The sequence below is a fragment of the Paenibacillus sp. J31R34 genome, assembly GCF_059383715.1.
This window is the reverse complement of record NZ_JBXENU010000004.1, coordinates 342,462-356,368: the sequence shown is the minus strand read 5'-3', so window position 1 is coordinate 356,368 and position 13,907 is coordinate 342,462. Positions and strand designations below refer to the sequence as shown.

The 13,907-nt window shown below is 48.3% G+C and carries 14 protein-coding genes; 4 read left to right on the top strand and 10 right to left on the bottom strand.

Annotated elements, in window-relative coordinates; all coding sequences use genetic code 11:
- Positions 1 to 43: 43 nt before the first annotated feature.
- Both yjbM and AC50YG_RS14290 read right to left on the bottom strand, forming a co-directional pair.
- Entirely contained in the window at positions 44 to 847 is an 804-nt protein-coding gene (yjbM, locus tag AC50YG_RS14295) for a GTP diphosphokinase (RefSeq protein ID WP_341278453.1), read from the bottom strand.
- Between the two features lie 18 nt (positions 848 to 865).
- Positions 866 to 1,963 (bottom strand): quinone-dependent dihydroorotate dehydrogenase, encoded by a 1,098-nt coding sequence (locus tag AC50YG_RS14290; RefSeq protein WP_341278454.1) that lies wholly within the window; start codon positions 1,961 to 1,963, stop codon positions 866 to 868.
- A gap of 159 nt (positions 1,964 to 2,122) precedes the next feature.
- On the opposite strand from AC50YG_RS14290, the gene AC50YG_RS14285 reads away from it, so the two are divergent.
- Complete coding sequence (locus AC50YG_RS14285; protein ID WP_473757809.1) at positions 2,123 to 2,263, top strand: hypothetical protein; 141 nt, start codon at positions 2,123 to 2,125, stop codon at positions 2,261 to 2,263.
- Here AC50YG_RS14285 and AC50YG_RS14280 read toward each other — a convergent pair whose 3' ends face one another.
- The 3 genes from AC50YG_RS14280 to AC50YG_RS14270 form a co-directional block, all read right to left on the bottom strand.
- Complete coding sequence (locus tag AC50YG_RS14280; RefSeq protein WP_494827607.1) at positions 2,264 to 3,676, bottom strand: L,D-transpeptidase family protein; 1,413 nt, start codon at positions 3,674 to 3,676, stop codon at positions 2,264 to 2,266. It lies immediately after the preceding gene.
- 242 nt (positions 3,677 to 3,918) lie between these two features.
- Entirely contained in the window at positions 3,919 to 4,152 is a 234-nt protein-coding gene (locus tag AC50YG_RS14275; RefSeq protein ID WP_046229957.1) for a ferredoxin, read from the bottom strand.
- 131 nt (positions 4,153 to 4,283) lie between these two features.
- Positions 4,284 to 5,552: a DNA polymerase IV gene (locus AC50YG_RS14270; RefSeq protein WP_494827606.1), complete on the bottom strand. Its 1,269-nt coding sequence runs from the start codon at positions 5,550 to 5,552 to the stop codon at positions 4,284 to 4,286.
- Positions 5,553 to 5,890: 338 nt separating this feature from the next.
- Between AC50YG_RS14270 and cimA the strand changes: the two genes are divergently transcribed.
- Entirely contained in the window at positions 5,891 to 7,504 is a 1,614-nt protein-coding gene (gene cimA, locus AC50YG_RS14265) for a citramalate synthase (protein WP_494827605.1), read from the top strand.
- 251 nt (positions 7,505 to 7,755) lie between these two features.
- Here the strand turns inward: cimA and AC50YG_RS14260 are convergent, their stop codons facing one another.
- Positions 7,756 to 8,667, bottom strand: a complete 912-nt coding sequence (locus AC50YG_RS14260; protein ID WP_494827603.1) for a DMT family transporter — start codon at positions 8,665 to 8,667, stop codon at positions 7,756 to 7,758.
- Positions 8,668 to 8,691: 24 nt separating this feature from the next.
- Entirely contained in the window at positions 8,692 to 9,222 is a 531-nt protein-coding gene (locus AC50YG_RS14255; RefSeq protein ID WP_341278460.1) for a TlpA family protein disulfide reductase, read from the bottom strand.
- A gap of 203 nt (positions 9,223 to 9,425) precedes the next feature.
- Between AC50YG_RS14255 and AC50YG_RS14250 the strand changes: the two genes are divergently transcribed.
- On the top strand, positions 9,426 to 9,854 hold the full coding sequence (locus AC50YG_RS14250) for a M67 family metallopeptidase (RefSeq protein WP_494827602.1): 429 nt from the start codon (positions 9,426 to 9,428) through the stop codon (positions 9,852 to 9,854).
- Here the strand turns inward: AC50YG_RS14250 and AC50YG_RS14245 are convergent.
- From AC50YG_RS14245 to AC50YG_RS14235, 3 genes are read right to left on the bottom strand one after another with little or no spacing between them, the layout of a single operon-like run.
- Complete coding sequence (locus AC50YG_RS14245) at positions 9,841 to 10,575, bottom strand: 3'-5' exonuclease (protein ID WP_099519672.1); 735 nt, start codon at positions 10,573 to 10,575, stop codon at positions 9,841 to 9,843. The two genes, AC50YG_RS14250 and AC50YG_RS14245, sit on opposite strands and share 14 nt — an antisense overlap.
- A 17-nt stretch (positions 10,576 to 10,592) precedes the next feature.
- Positions 10,593 to 11,660, bottom strand: coding sequence for a DUF294 nucleotidyltransferase-like domain-containing protein (locus AC50YG_RS14240; protein WP_494827600.1), 1,068 nt, complete (start codon positions 11,658 to 11,660; stop codon positions 10,593 to 10,595).
- A 34-nt stretch (positions 11,661 to 11,694) separates the two neighbouring features.
- Positions 11,695 to 13,065, bottom strand: a complete 1,371-nt coding sequence (locus AC50YG_RS14235) for an ammonium transporter (protein ID WP_473757816.1) — start codon at positions 13,063 to 13,065, stop codon at positions 11,695 to 11,697.
- Between the two features lie 345 nt (positions 13,066 to 13,410).
- On the opposite strand from AC50YG_RS14235, the gene AC50YG_RS14230 reads away from it, so the two are divergent.
- Positions 13,411 to 13,860 carry a MerR family transcriptional regulator gene (locus AC50YG_RS14230; protein WP_473757817.1) on the top strand — a complete coding sequence of 150 codons (450 nt, stop codon included), beginning with the start codon at positions 13,411 to 13,413 and terminating at the stop codon, positions 13,858 to 13,860.
- The last annotated feature ends 47 nt before the right edge of the window (positions 13,861 to 13,907 follow it).

The window sequence follows — 13,907 nt, the reverse complement described above, 5'->3', positions numbered from 1 at the left end:
AACCCCCAAAGGCGCTCGCTTGTGCGCCACTGGAGGTCTGTTATTAGCTTTGCGTACCCTTCTTCGCCCGCAAAACCGCCGCTTCAACGTCAAGAGCAAGCTGCTGGAGCCCGAACAAATCCTCCTGCTCCCACATTTCATTAAATTTCAGCTGAAATTGAGCAGCTTCCCGAACGCGGTGGTAAAAATAAAGATCCTGTATCGTGCTGAGCACCTTGCTGACAACATTCGAGCTTTCCTCGAAGCCGCGCTGCGCATCCAAAATTTCATGGCGAATGCTCGACATCTCCTCATCAAGGGAGGAGGCCGCCTCCGCCGCCTTTTTGAGACGCAGACGCACATCCTCAGGCAGGCTTTCCTTATATTTATAGTTCAGCGAGTGCTCGATCGTCGCCCAGAAATTCATCGCAAGCGTGCGAATCTGAATTTCTGCCAATACCTTTTTCTGACCGAGCGCCGTTTGGACAGGATATTCCACGATCATATGATAGCTGCGATAACCGCTATCCTTGTAATTCGTAATATAATCCTTCTCATTCACAAGCTTCAAATCTTTGCGCGAACGAATTAATCCGGCAACCCGGTGAATATCATCAACGAACTGGCACATAATGCGAATGCCCGCAATATCCTCAATCCCTTGCTCCAGCTGGTCAGCTGGCACATGCAGCCGCCTTGCCTTCTCCAAAACGCTCGAAACCTTCTTCACTCGGCCTGTGACAAATTCAATTGGCGAATAGGATTCACGCCTTTTCAGCTCTACGCGCAGCGTTTTAAATTTAACTTTGAGTTCTTCAACCGTTTGCTCGTAAGGCTGTAAAAATAGATTCCAGTCTCGTCCATCCATCAGGGCCGCCTCCTCATCTTATCTATGGTCTGCGCCGATAGCCTCCGTTATGCTGCGGTAGCCATCTTTGCGCAGGCGCTCTTTCAAGCCGCTGGTCAATTCACGCAGCAAGCCTGGGCCCTTGTAGATTAGAGCCGTATATACTTCAACCAATGAGGCCCCAGCGCGGATTTTATCGTATGCATCAGCTGCGGTGAAAATGCCACCCGAGCCAATGATCGGCAGCTTGCCCTCCGTCTGACGGTAAACCGCACGAATAACCTCTGTTGAACGCTCGCGAACCGGAACGCCACTCAGGCCGCCCATTTCCCCAGCGTTCGAATGGGTAAGGCCCGTGCGTGAAACGGTCGTATTCGTCGCAATAATGCCGGAAACGCCGCTATCCTTAATTGTCGCTACCGTCAGCTTAAGCTGCTCATCCGTCATGTCCGGAGCAATTTTGACCAATACTGGCTTCGCGCTTTTTCCTGATTTCGACGCCTGCTGCCTGATTTCCTCCAAAACGGTATCAAGGAGCAGTCTCAGCTCATCCCCATGCTGCAACGCACGCAAGTCCGGCGTATTGGGCGAGCTAATGTTGACGACAAAAAAATCGCCCTGTCCATACAGCGCCTGAATGCATAAGCGATAATCCTCATGAGCAAGCTCATTGGGCGTCACTTTGTTTTTTCCGATATTGACAGCGAGCGGGATGCGGTGTATTTTGCGCTTGTTCAGCCGCTCTGCCATCGCATCAACGCCATCATTATTGAAGCCCATTCGGTTAATCAGCGCTTCGTCAGGCGGAAGCCGGAACAGTCTCGGCTGCTCATTGCCTGGCTGGCTCTTCGGAGTTACCGTTCCTACTTCCATAAAGCCAAAGCCTATGCTGGAAAAGCCATCGGCTGCCTTTGCGTTCTTATCCAGCCCTGCCGCAAGCCCTATCGGATGCGGAAAATGAATGCCGAATAAATCCACGGCAAGCTCCGGCGTCTCATTTACCCCATACATCGCATGCATGATGCCCGTCATGCCCGGAACGCGCCCAGCAGCATGCAATCCATCTATAACCAAATGGTGAGCTTTCTCCGGATCCATGCGAAAAAATATCGGCTTACCTAATGAAGAATAAAGCAATTATACTCACTCCGATCTACAATAAATGTCCTACCCAATAGTGTAGCGTTTTTGTCCAGAAAAGAAAAGGGCAATACGGCTCCTTTGTTATTGCGGCTCTTTCCGAAAACGATTACAATATGACTATATTCCTTATTTATTAGAAAGAGGTTGATGGCCATGAGTTCACCCAAACGCAAACCACCCACAGTTAGAGCAAAAGCGCCCGAAGAGGTCAATAAGAAAGCACTCGTCTGGATAGGCGCTGTTATTGGAGTTGTCATTGTCGCCGTCACCGTTTTGTTATTGGTTAGCGGTTAATCAGCCCAGCCAGTGATATACTTTACCGGGATTCGTCTCGTCCTGACTCGGATTCAGCTTGAAGCGCTCCTTGGATTCCGAAATATCGGACGGCAGAGTCCCGTTTTTAATTCTGACGATCGTACCCATCGGCACCAGATCAAACAACTCCTCCACATCCTGTTTCCCCATACGAATGCATCCGAGCGATTCATCCTGTTCGAGGCTATCCGGCTCATCTGTGCCATGGATGGCATAAAGCGTACTGGAAAGCGTCATCCCCCTGCTGCCGAACTGGCCATTATCGCGCCCATTCGGATTTTTCACCTTCTCGCTAATATAAAAGCTGCCTTCCGGCGTTTTGTCGCCACCTAGCCCAACCTTGAAGCTGCGAACGATAATGTCGCCACTAACAACTGCTAGTCTATAAGTGGATTTATCGACGACGATTTCAAGCGGCTTGCGCCAGGTTTGGTCCACTCCACCTACTAATTCATCCGAATTACTCTGCATAAACTGCGATTGACGTTGCCCTGAATCCGTCTTTGGCTTGTCGCCTTCTGCTTCATTTTGCTGCTGTGCAGGCTGTTTCGCCCCGGACTGATCCGTTTTCATTGCGGCAACAAGCGGTTTAAACATCTCCTTCATGCCAGATGCTTCACCAGCCAAAACATTGTTGGGGTATGGCTTAATGAGATCATCCAGCTTTTCCGGCCACTTCTCTTGCATCCGCTTGTACTGATAGATCGCGCTGGCAAGCGTCCAACGAACCTCCTGCTGCTCGCTCCACGCCTTGAACTTCGTTTTCACCGTGGATGCATCAGCCGGCTTGCAGCTGCATACTCCGCCATCAAGCATTTTCACTTCCATCGGTACATAATCGGACTGCTGCTCCACCGACATCAGCAGCTTGCGACTGCCTGTCCATTTGCGCCAGCCCTCCTGCTCCTCAAGTTTGACTACTGCCGCTACAGACGGCCTCTTAGTCCAGGAAAGCAGCTCTTCCCAAGCGCTTCCGATCGGATTGCGCTCACCCTTGTCGGTCAGCACGACGCCGAAGGTTGGATCAATAGGCGCGTCGATAACAGCAGCCATTCCTGCTGCAGCAGGATCAGCTAGCTTGCTTGCGTTCGAAGGCATGACCATTAGCAGCAGCGCAATCGAAATCGCTCCCATTATTGCGCGGCGAATTCTCCGTTTTTTACGCTGCTGGCGATTCCAATCCTCCAGCATTTCCTGTGGGCTTTCCGCTAGCGGATGAGGCTTGCGCTCAAATGCCTCGTAAATTTCCCCTGCTTGAATGAAGCAATAATTTGCTTTCGCCGTTTTATCGAGCTGCAAATATTGCTTGCCGAGCAAATACCAGGCCATTTTATTGTCAGGATGATTTCTAACATATTGCTTCAGATAGAGGTTATCCTCTAATTGCTCCATCATTAACCCCCCTCAAAGTCCAATACCACTATATCGGCAGCATTTACCTTTTTTTTGACTCTAGTGTAAACGGCTTTGCCAACCTTTGGTGGCAAAAGCTCGTTTCGCGTAGAAATAGAAGCACAATGATAAGCGCCAGCCTTATCTATTCTTCTATTTAAAGCCCACTTCGCACACAAAAAAGCTCCCCATCTACGCAGTGCAACTTCTGCATAGTTGAGGAGCTTAGGTTTAAGCTGGGTTTAGTTAAAAGGCGCGTCCGCGATTTTAATCGAATCAGTCGGGCAGCCGTCTACTGCATCTTGCATATCGTCATAAAGATCTTCCGAGATTGCAACACAGCCTTTATTGCCGTCGTTGCCGAAAATCACCTCTGCCAGACCTTCATCATCGTAATCATAAATGTCAGGAGCCGTTGCGCCGCATGCGCCGCATGCAATACAAGTATCCTTTTCTACCCAAGTGTACTTAGCCATTCAAAATACCTCCCATAAAGTGACGGAATAATGCCGCTATATAGCTTGTCTTCCGTTAATGACATCATAATAATAAAGCTTCATTCATCAATATATACCATCATTCGGCCTTTGGCAACCTGACACCGCGTTTAAAAATCTTCCTTTTGCAGCGAAGTGCCCCGCAGCCGCTTATTGCGAATCAGTGCGGAAGGATCATCGCTGAGCATCCCCGCCGTTAACACCGCATTCTCGCCAAACTTGTCCCGCAGCAAGTCCATCGTCTTTGTCAGCGCTTCCTTCCGCGGCTGCTCCTCATAATTGAACAGATCCAGCTGAACCGCTGTATTCACCTCAGGCGACAAATTTTGCAGCGTAACTCCCAGCAGCCTCACCGGCTCTCCCTCCAGCCAATGCTTGTCGAACAAGCGGCAGGCTTCCTGAAAAATATCTTCCATCGCATGCGTTGGCGAGCGAAATGTATTCGAACGGGTAATGGTCGACATGTCTGGTCTGCGAACCGTAATTTGCACCGTAAGTGCCATCAGCTTCTGCCTTCTAAGCCGCCGTGCGGTCTGATCCGATAAGTTAAGCAGAACACGGTGAATATCTTCCCTGACGATAAAATCCTTCGGCAGCGTCGTCGTATGACCGATCGACTTATTCACTTCCCGCTCTCCATTCACAGGAGCGTGGTCAATGCCACTTGCTGCCCCTTTCATCCACGCTCCAACGACGCCAAACTGCTTAATGAGCAGCCGTTCATCCGTCTGTGCAAGCTGTCCAATTGTGCGAATATTGAGCCGAGCCAGCTTGTCTGCCGTCTTTTTCCCAATGCCGAATAGTACGCCGCACGGCTTGTCCCATAGCAGCTCTGGCACATCACGCAGCCGCAGCACCGTCATTCCATTCGGTTTTTTCATATCCGAGGCCATCTTCGCCAGCAGCTTATTCGGAGCAATGCCAATAGAGCTGGGCAGCTGCCACTCTGTACGGATACGCTCCTGCAAAGCGCTGGCAATTTCCAGCGGTGTTCCAAATATTTTTGAACCGGTTATATCCATATAGCATTCATCTATTGAAACAGCTTCCACCATATCTGTATAGCTTCTGGCAAGCGTCATGAAACCTCGTGAATATTTGCGGTATAAATGGAAGTCCGGCTGAATAAGGATGAGATCAGGACAACGTCTAAGCCCCTCGCGCACCGTCATGCCCGTCTTAACCCCTAGCCTTCTGGCTGTATATGAGCAGGTGACGATGATCCCTTTGCGCAGCTCCACGCTGCCGGCAACGGCTGTTGGTTTATCTTTATATTTATCCGGCTCCTCCGCCTCATGGACAGAGCAGTAGAAGGCATTCATATCCAGATGCAAAATGACGCGGCCCTTCGCTGGATAATGCTCATTCGTATTCGTCATTGTAGAGTTCCACCACCTGCGAGGAGAACCGCTTGAACGCTACGTCTCCACCGTTGTTTATTTGTACTTATCAGCATACCGCTGCCAATGTAGCAAGTCAATTGAACAACAGCAAACTGCAAAAGTCACAAGCGAAAACGGCTGTCTCCGTCCTCTGGCGGCAATGCAACCGTTTCGAGGGTGAAATAGGAATGTATAGGGTGACCCTTATACATTGACCTTCATACATTCTTATATTTAAAAAAAGTAATGGCTCCCCTCTACATTCCAGTCAACTAGTGTTATAATAATTCATTATAATTGTAAAGGCTATCAGTGAAGAAGGAGGCCTTCTGGCCATGACAATGAATTTAACTATTTTTGACACGACGCTGCGTGATGGTACGCAAGGAGAAGGCATCAGCCTATCAGCGGAGGACAAGCTGAAGATCGCTTTAAAGCTTGATGCACTAGGCGTTCATTATATTGAGGGCGGCAACCCGGGAAGCAATAGCAAGGATATTGAGTTTTTCGAGCGCATTAAAGCGTATAATTTGCAAGCGAAGATTACGGCATTCGGCAGTACTAGACGCAAGTTCAGTCTAGCTCACCAGGATGCTAATTTGCTTAGAATTAAAGAATCCGGCGTTCCTGCAGCGACGTTAGTCGGGAAATCTTGGGATTTTCACGTACACACCGCTCTGCAAACGACACTTGAAGAAAACATAGCTATGGTCTACGACTCGCTTGCTTTCCTCAAGCATAACGGTATTGAAGCGATGTTTGACGCGGAGCATTTCTTCGACGGGTACAAGCATAACCCGGAATACGCGCTGGCTGTGCTGCGCAAGGCGCAGGAAGCGGGAACGGATTGGCTCGTGCTTTGCGATACGAATGGCGGCACGCTGCCGGGCGAAATTCACGAAATCGTGTCGCGTGTTCGCGCCGAACTGAATGCTCCGATTGGCATTCATACGCATAACGACTGTGAGCTCGCCGTTGCCAACTCGCTTGCTGCCGTGCAAGCCGGAGCTCGTCAAATACAAGGCACGATCAATGGATATGGCGAACGCTGCGGCAATGCCAATCTTTGTTCGATTATTCCCAATTTGCAGCTTAAAATGGGCTATAACTGTTTGCCGGATGAGAAACTGGGCTTGCTAACAGGAACCGCACGTTTTGTCAGTGAAATTGCCAACGTCCATATGCCTGTAGGACAGCCTTATGTCGGCAATGCAGCTTTCGCCCATAAAGGCGGCATCCACGTGTCGGCGATTATGAAGGATTCCAAAACCTATGAGCATATCGCGCCGGAACTCGTTGGCAACAAACAGCGCATACTCGTCTCCGAGCTGGCAGGCCAAAGCAACATCATATCCAAGGCCCAGGAGCTTGGCCTCGATGTGAACGCCAACAACGAGAAAACGAAGCAAATTATGGAGCGGATTAAAGACTTGGAGCATCAAGGCTATCAATTTGAAGGTGCTGATGCATCGCTTGAGCTGCTGCTTAGAGAAGCTTTTGGCGAGGTTGAAGAAATTTTCACGGTCGAGTCCTTTAAAATGCTGGTGGAAAGCTCTCAAGGAGCGCTCCATACTGAGGCGATCGTCAAGCTGAACGTTGGCGGCGAGCAGGTTTATACCGCTGCGGAGGGCAACGGCCCTGTCAACGCGCTTGATAACGCCTTAAGAAAGGCTCTCGTGCAGTTTTATCCAAAAATCAAGCAGATCCATTTGTCCGACTATAAAGTTCGTGTAATCGACGAGAAAGACGCTACAGCCGCTAAAGTGCGCGTACTTGTAGAGTCTACGAGCATCGACAACACATGGAGCACCGTAGGTGTTTCTAACAATGTAATCGAAGCAAGCTGGGAAGCATTGGTTGACGGCATTCGCTACGCTCTGCTCAACATGGGCAAACCCGACGCTATTGATGCCCCTGTAACCGAGCAGCATGGACTAGTAAACCATTAATTTAGCGCATAATAGGCAACTGTAACGATAAAAAAGGGCATTCCTCAAGCCATCAGTAATAACTGGCTTGCAGGAATGCCCTTTTTTAAAAATATAGGAAAGGATATGATTTTTCTATGCTTTCTCTATATTCCACCCTCGAAACGGTAGCTTTGCCGTCAGAGGACAGCTTTCGGCCGTTTACGCTTGTGCTCTGTTAAAATGGTCGAACACTATTTTTGCAGGCAGCTCGAATGAATGATGCCCCCTCCTTAAGCGGCTGTCTCCGCAGCAACTGCTGTGTACTTGGCCCTTAGTCGGAAAAATAGGCCCATGCTGGCAATCGTCAAAAAGCTTCCAATTAGCTGCGCAGTATTTAAATATTCATTAAGCAGAAAATAAGCCAAAATCATGGCCAGCACCGGCTCGCCGATAATCGCCATCGAAACGTTCGTCGCCCCAATATACTTCAGCAGCATATTAAACACCAAATGTCCGAAGATCGTCGGAATAATCGCAAGCAAGACGAAATACATCCATTCCTCCGCAGCATACCCCGTCAATGCAATTTGATTGACGAGATTGTAAATGAACATGACTGTTCCTGCAATCAAAAATACAATTAAGCTATAAAGATTCGAGGGCAGGCTGCTGCTGACCTTTTGCCCAGCTATCATATACACGGCAACCGCCATCGTTCCGAGCAAGGACAATAAATCGCCAAATAATGCCTCACGCGAAATTCCGATATCGCCCCAAGCGATAACGAAGGAGCCCAATACTGCCATCGCCATACAAAGGCTGCCCGCTATCGTCTGGCGCTCTTTAAACAGAAGAAACGAGCCAAGCATAACAAAAAATGGCTGCAGCGTTATAAATACCATGGAGCTTGCAACAGACGTATATTTCAGCGATTCCATCCACAACAAAAAATGCAGGCCGAGAAAAAAGCCTGCACAACTTAAAACCATCCACTCTTTGCCGGTTAGCCGAATCGTCCGCAGCACCTTCCACGGTACAAGCGGCAGCATAATAACGACGGTAATTAATAACCGGTACATCCCTGCCACCGAGGAAGGGGCACTTGAAAACTTGATAATAATCGACGATACCGCAACAGCCAAAACGGCAATAAACAGCCATACATAAGGGTGGAGCCATAATTTCTTCCGTTCTGTATTCATGTTCGTGCAGGCTCCCTTATTTTCTTATGAATATTTTTCAATGAGACGATCCCATTCCGAAAGCGGAATGACGCCATTGATTCTTTCGCGAATGACACCTTTGGAGTCAATTAGAAACGTCGTCGGAAAAGTATTTACCTTATATTCCTTCGTGACATCTCCCTCACGATCCATCAGAATGGTAAACGTGAATTCATGATCCGCCACAAATTGCCTAGCGGCGCGCTCTTTGTCAAACTTAGTTGAATTAACGCCATACATTGCGATTTTATCCCCGTACTTCTCATGAAGCTCCTGCAAATCAGGCGCCTCCAGCTCACAAGGGCCACACCATGACGCCCAAAAATTCACGAAGCTAAGCTTGCCCTGCTCGCCACCGATTTTGTACATCTGCTCATCAAGCGCCTGCAGCTCAAATTGCTGGGCAGAATATCCCGCTTTCGGCTTAAAATCTCCGGAAGCAGCAATAATTGCGCTGTCTTTCTCCATATATTGCGAAATGGCCAAGCCTGCCAGCACAAAAGCTACTATAAACCATGCGGACGCCTTCTTCATTTTCCCAAATCCTCCTGCCAAATTCATGCTTTTATCTGCTTCTATCGTAACATGGCCGGCAAGACAAGCTCAAGAAAAACAGCTTTCCTTCATTAAACCGTCATATCCGCCATGTTTTCCCCTTTTATTTTAGGTTAAAATAAATCAAATCATACCTTTTCCATATACGATATAGGATATACGATTGACGGGAGGGCATTTGCGTGCAGTTGCAGCTAATACATATAACAACACAGGCTTATGATCGGCTCATTGCCTCATGCCGGGAAGCATTGCCCAGGGAAGCCTGCGGAATTTTGACAGGTGAAAGGGATATCGGCAAAATAGTGGACGTGACCGCTATTGCCAACGTCCATTCTTCCCCTGCCACCGCCTTCGCTTTCGCTCCAGACGATTGGGTAAAGGCTTATTACCGCATGCAAAAAAGCCGGCAATCTCTGCTCGGCTTCTTTCACTCTCACCCAACGTCGCCTCCCCATCCTTCAACTGCTGATGGGCTCGGCATCCATTCGGATGATCGATTATTGTCGTATTGGATTATTTCTTTGCAGCAGCCTTTGCAGCCTGAAATACAGGCTTATTGCTACATGAACGGATGCTTCCAGCCATTGCAATGGGCTATCGCTGACTGAGATAAGCATACAGGTCGCCCAGCGTATTTATATTCCGCTCAAAAATACGCCGCAGATACGACTGCCACAATTCCGCCGTCATTAAGGAATCCTCCAGCGCATGATGCCGCTGTGTAATCGTAATGCCGCTGTCTTCCAGCAAATCATCAAGCGCGTAGCTATCACGCTTCGGCTCCAGCCACTTGGCAACCATCATCGTATCTAATACACGATGGTTTAAGTTAACCTTCGACGTTCGCCATAGCGCTGCGTTGAGAAATTGCTTATCATGTCCGGAAGCATGGGCAACAAGCGGCCGCTTGCCGACAAACTCCATGAAGTCATGCAGCACCTGCATTAAATCAGGGGCATCCTCTACCATTTCATTCGTAATACCCGTTAGCTCCACAATAGCCCGCGGAATGCGGCGCTTTGGATTAACGAGGCTGTAGAACGTCTCCGAGGAATAAATTTCGCTCCCCCGCATTAATACGGCGCCAAAGGAAATAATTTCATCTCCATTCGACGGGTAAAATCCCGTTGTCTCCAAGTCGAACACGATAAATTCCATTTCTCTAAGCAGCATGTCAAGCGGGGATTGCTTGCGCTGCTCTTTGTTGACAGAGCGAATAAAAGCCATTTGCTGGGCGTTTTGCGATCCCAGCATTGAGGCTATGGCCGGCGTAAAGCCGCCCATTTTATATAAGCTCCACATCCGTCCCACGCCTTTAGGTTCCTTCATAATCTCCATCCACCGCCTTACACAAGCCTTCCCATCGTGGTTTTATACACTTTGCGCTGCAGCTTCTTGCCCAGCCGCAAGCTTTTCTTTAATTGATCTTTCATCTCTTTAGTCAGCTTGCTGGAAGCTACTTTGCCATTGTTGCCATACCAGCCGTTTTCCGAGCTTTCAATTGATAACAGTCGAAGCTTAAGAATAAAGAGAAAAGCCTGCTCACATTGCTTGGCTTCCTGCTCCGAAAGCTCCTTTTCTTCCAAAAGCCTCCGCATGCGATCCATCGTAGAAGACTCGCGAATGCCTCGCTGTATCGATAACAAACGAATCGCGTTGACCATAGGAATGTAGGCCCCATATTTAATGTCCAGACTGCCTGCATCCTCTCCATATTGCTCCTTAAGCAAATGGCCGAATACGCCAAGCAGCATTTTGTGCCTCATCGTATTTTCCAGCATGCGTCTAATAATAATCGGCGTTGCCAGCATGTCGGTGAAAAAAATATCCTTAAATTTCTGCATGAGCAGTTCGCTTCCAAAAATACAGCGTGCATCCGCTATAATTAGCAAATACCGAACAGCCTCCCAGCTCGGCTCCTTAAACCACAGGTTAATTTGCTCCTCCCATGCTGATAGTGATTTGCACCACTCGGGGTTGCTGCTGATTACCTCTCCCTCACATGGAGGATATCCAGCTGTTTGGAGGTAGCTGACAATTAACGCTGATAATTCATTAAAGTAGCGCTGCACATACGGCTCATCACCAACTGTATTCTCATAAACAATGCCGCTGTCCTGATCGCTGGACAAGGTTTGCTCTTCCCTGCCTCCGCTGCCGAATAATAAATAGGCGTAAGGCACGGGAGGAGAACCCTTCCCCATCCGTGCCATTTCCGCTTCTGCGAGTGCAATTGCCCGGCTGATCACCGAATCATGCATCTCATTCAATTGTTCATTAAACTGTTCGACAGGGCTTGCAAGGAGAGCTTCCTTCATCCGATCATGTACCTGATCCCGCAAGCTGCGCAGCGTGCCCGCCTCTCCGGCTGAGCCGATCTGCTCCAGCAGCTCCACATGCACAGGGTCCGTCATCTGAGTCTCTCCCCTTTAAATCGCCCTTATAATATTAACCGTGCAGGTTTTGTCCTGCCTTTTTCATTTGCTCAGGATAACCATAAGCGCCATGCTCACTAAGGTCAAGACCTACAATTTCTTGCTCCTCAGTTACACGGAAGCCCATAACCAGCTTCATAACGCCAAGTACCAGGAACGATGCTGCAAGAACGAATGCGCCGCATACAACAACGCTCTCGAATTGGACCCACAATTGTTTCCAGCTACCAGTATCGATAAGACCACCTTGGCCTACGCCAACTTTATCTGCGAGTAATTGTGTTGCAAAAATACCGTTAGCCAGCGTACCCCAAATACCAGCTGCACCGTGAACCGACATTGCATAGATCGGATCGTCGATTTTCATTTTTTCGAAAAACTTCGCGCTGTAGAATACAAGCACACCAGCTACTAGACCGATAACGACTGCCGCCCAAGGATCAACGAATGCGCAGGAAGCTGTGATCGCAACCAGACCCGCAAGTGTACCATTAAGTGTAGTTGTAATATCTGCCTTGCCTGTTACAGCCCACGAAATCAGCAGCGAGGAAACCGCACCCGCACCTGCTCCGAGCATTGTTGTGAATGCTACATATCCAAAGAAGCCGTCACCGATGCTCACCGTGCTGCCTGCGTTAAAGCCGAACCAGCCGACCCACAGAAGCAAGACCGATAGTGCTGTATACACTTGGTTATGTCCTGCAATCTCATTTGCAGAGCCATCCTTGTTGAACTTGCCAATACGAGGCTTAAGTAAAATAGTTGCTGCCAAAGCTGCCAAGGCGCCGGATAAATGGACGACCGTCGAACCGGCAAAGTCTTGTGCACCATCTGCTGCAAGCCAGCCGCCGCCCCAGATCCAGTGAGCAACTACCGGATAGATCGCAGCAATGTAGATAACGGTAAAAATAAGGTATGAGGACAATTTAGCACGTTCCGCAAAGCCGCCCCATGCGATGGAAAGCGATACAGCTGCGAAAGCTAGTTGGAACAAGAAGAAAATGGTTGACGGAAGCTCGTCGTTTACACTTGAAATAGCTGGATTAAAGAAGAAATCGCCCCAGCCGATAACACTGCTCATTCCGCTATCGGCATTAGCCGTTCCGAAAGCAATACCATAACCGATAGCCCAATAAACCAAACCTGCAAGACCAGCTGTGAAAATCGTTTTGCCTGCAACGTGGCCGGCATTTTTCATTCTGGTCGAACCTGTCTCCAAAAGTATAAAGCCGCCTTGCATGAGCAAAACTAACACGAATGCCACCATGACCCATAAGGAGTCGATACCCATATTCAATGTTGCATTGGATGGGTCATTCGCAAAAGCCATTGCCGGGAATACTAAGCACATTGCCCCTAGTGTGAATAACATCTTTCTAATCATTACGACCACTCCCTATACGTTATGTTTCCTAACATTTCAGGAAAGACTTAATGTCATTATAGTCAGTATAGTCGCATTTGACAATACGTTTTATTCTATTTTCAAAAAAAATCTAACATTCCACCTCAAGAAAGCGGTTAATGTTAAGTTTTTTCACAGTCCCTGCCTGATCTTGGCAGCTTTCGTCGCGCTGAAGTTTAACCTTTATGCTTTTCACCTTCTATTATAGGAAGCATCTTCCTAGGCATAATTCTCCTGCGCTCACATATCCATGTCATACGTTTGACTGTATGGTTACTTTCCGATTATCATTAAACATAGACATATATAGATAGAGGAAAGAAGGTGAACGGATTGGAATCTGCTGAACGTTATAAAATTGGAGAACTCGCTAAACTGGCCAACATCAGTCCGCGAACAATTGACTATTATACTTCAATGGGACTTATCGAACCGGCGGAACGCTCTTCTACGAACTACCGCTTGTATAATTCTGAAACATTGATCCGTTTGAAACGTATTGAACAAATGAAGCAAAACAAGCACACGCTTGAAGAAATTAAACATTCATTAGCGCAGTGGGATAGCGTAACTGCTGAAGAGCAGGTATCACGCAAGCTAACCGACCTACAGCTTCGTCTAAGCGAGCTGGAACGCGAGGTTAAAGACTTGGAGCCTGTAATCAAGCAAATGAAGCCACGCCAGGCTAACAAGCTCTACACTCGTCTCATGCCACAAACGGCAGCTTGTATAGAAGCGCTAATGCTGCTGCTAAACAAGGGGAATTTTATGTAAGTTGTACAATAATAGCTTCGCCCCTTGATTGGTAAGTCAAAATTATC

Bases quoted from the DNA above. Each gene is read 5' to 3' on its own strand.
- AC50YG_RS14245 (WP_099519672.1), bottom strand. From the start codon at position 10,575: ATGAAGGAACCTAAAGGCGTGGGACGGATGTGGAGCTTATATAAAATG.
- AC50YG_RS14235 (WP_473757816.1), bottom strand. From the start codon at position 13,065: ATGATTAGAAAGATGTTATTCACACTAGGGGCAATGTGCTTAGTATTC.
- cimA (WP_494827605.1), top strand. From the start codon at position 5,891: ATGACAATGAATTTAACTATTTTTGACACGACGCTGCGTGATGGTACG.
- AC50YG_RS14285 (WP_473757809.1), top strand. From the start codon at position 2,123: ATGAGTTCACCCAAACGCAAACCACCCACAGTTAGAGCAAAAGCGCCC.
- yjbM (WP_341278453.1), bottom strand. From the start codon at position 847: ATGGATGGACGAGACTGGAATCTATTTTTACAGCCTTACGAGCAAACG.
- AC50YG_RS14240 (WP_494827600.1), bottom strand. From the start codon at position 11,660: ATGACGGACCCTGTGCATGTGGAGCTGCTGGAGCAGATCGGCTCAGCC.
- AC50YG_RS14255 (WP_341278460.1), bottom strand. From the start codon at position 9,222: ATGAAGAAGGCGTCCGCATGGTTTATAGTAGCTTTTGTGCTGGCAGGC.
- AC50YG_RS14270 (WP_494827606.1), bottom strand. From the start codon at position 5,552: ATGACGAATACGAATGAGCATTATCCAGCGAAGGGCCGCGTCATTTTG.
- AC50YG_RS14275 (WP_046229957.1), bottom strand. From the start codon at position 4,152: ATGGCTAAGTACACTTGGGTAGAAAAGGATACTTGTATTGCATGCGGC.
- AC50YG_RS14280 (WP_494827607.1), bottom strand. From the start codon at position 3,676: ATGGAGCAATTAGAGGATAACCTCTATCTGAAGCAATATGTTAGAAAT.
- AC50YG_RS14260 (WP_494827603.1), bottom strand. From the start codon at position 8,667: ATGAATACAGAACGGAAGAAATTATGGCTCCACCCTTATGTATGGCTG.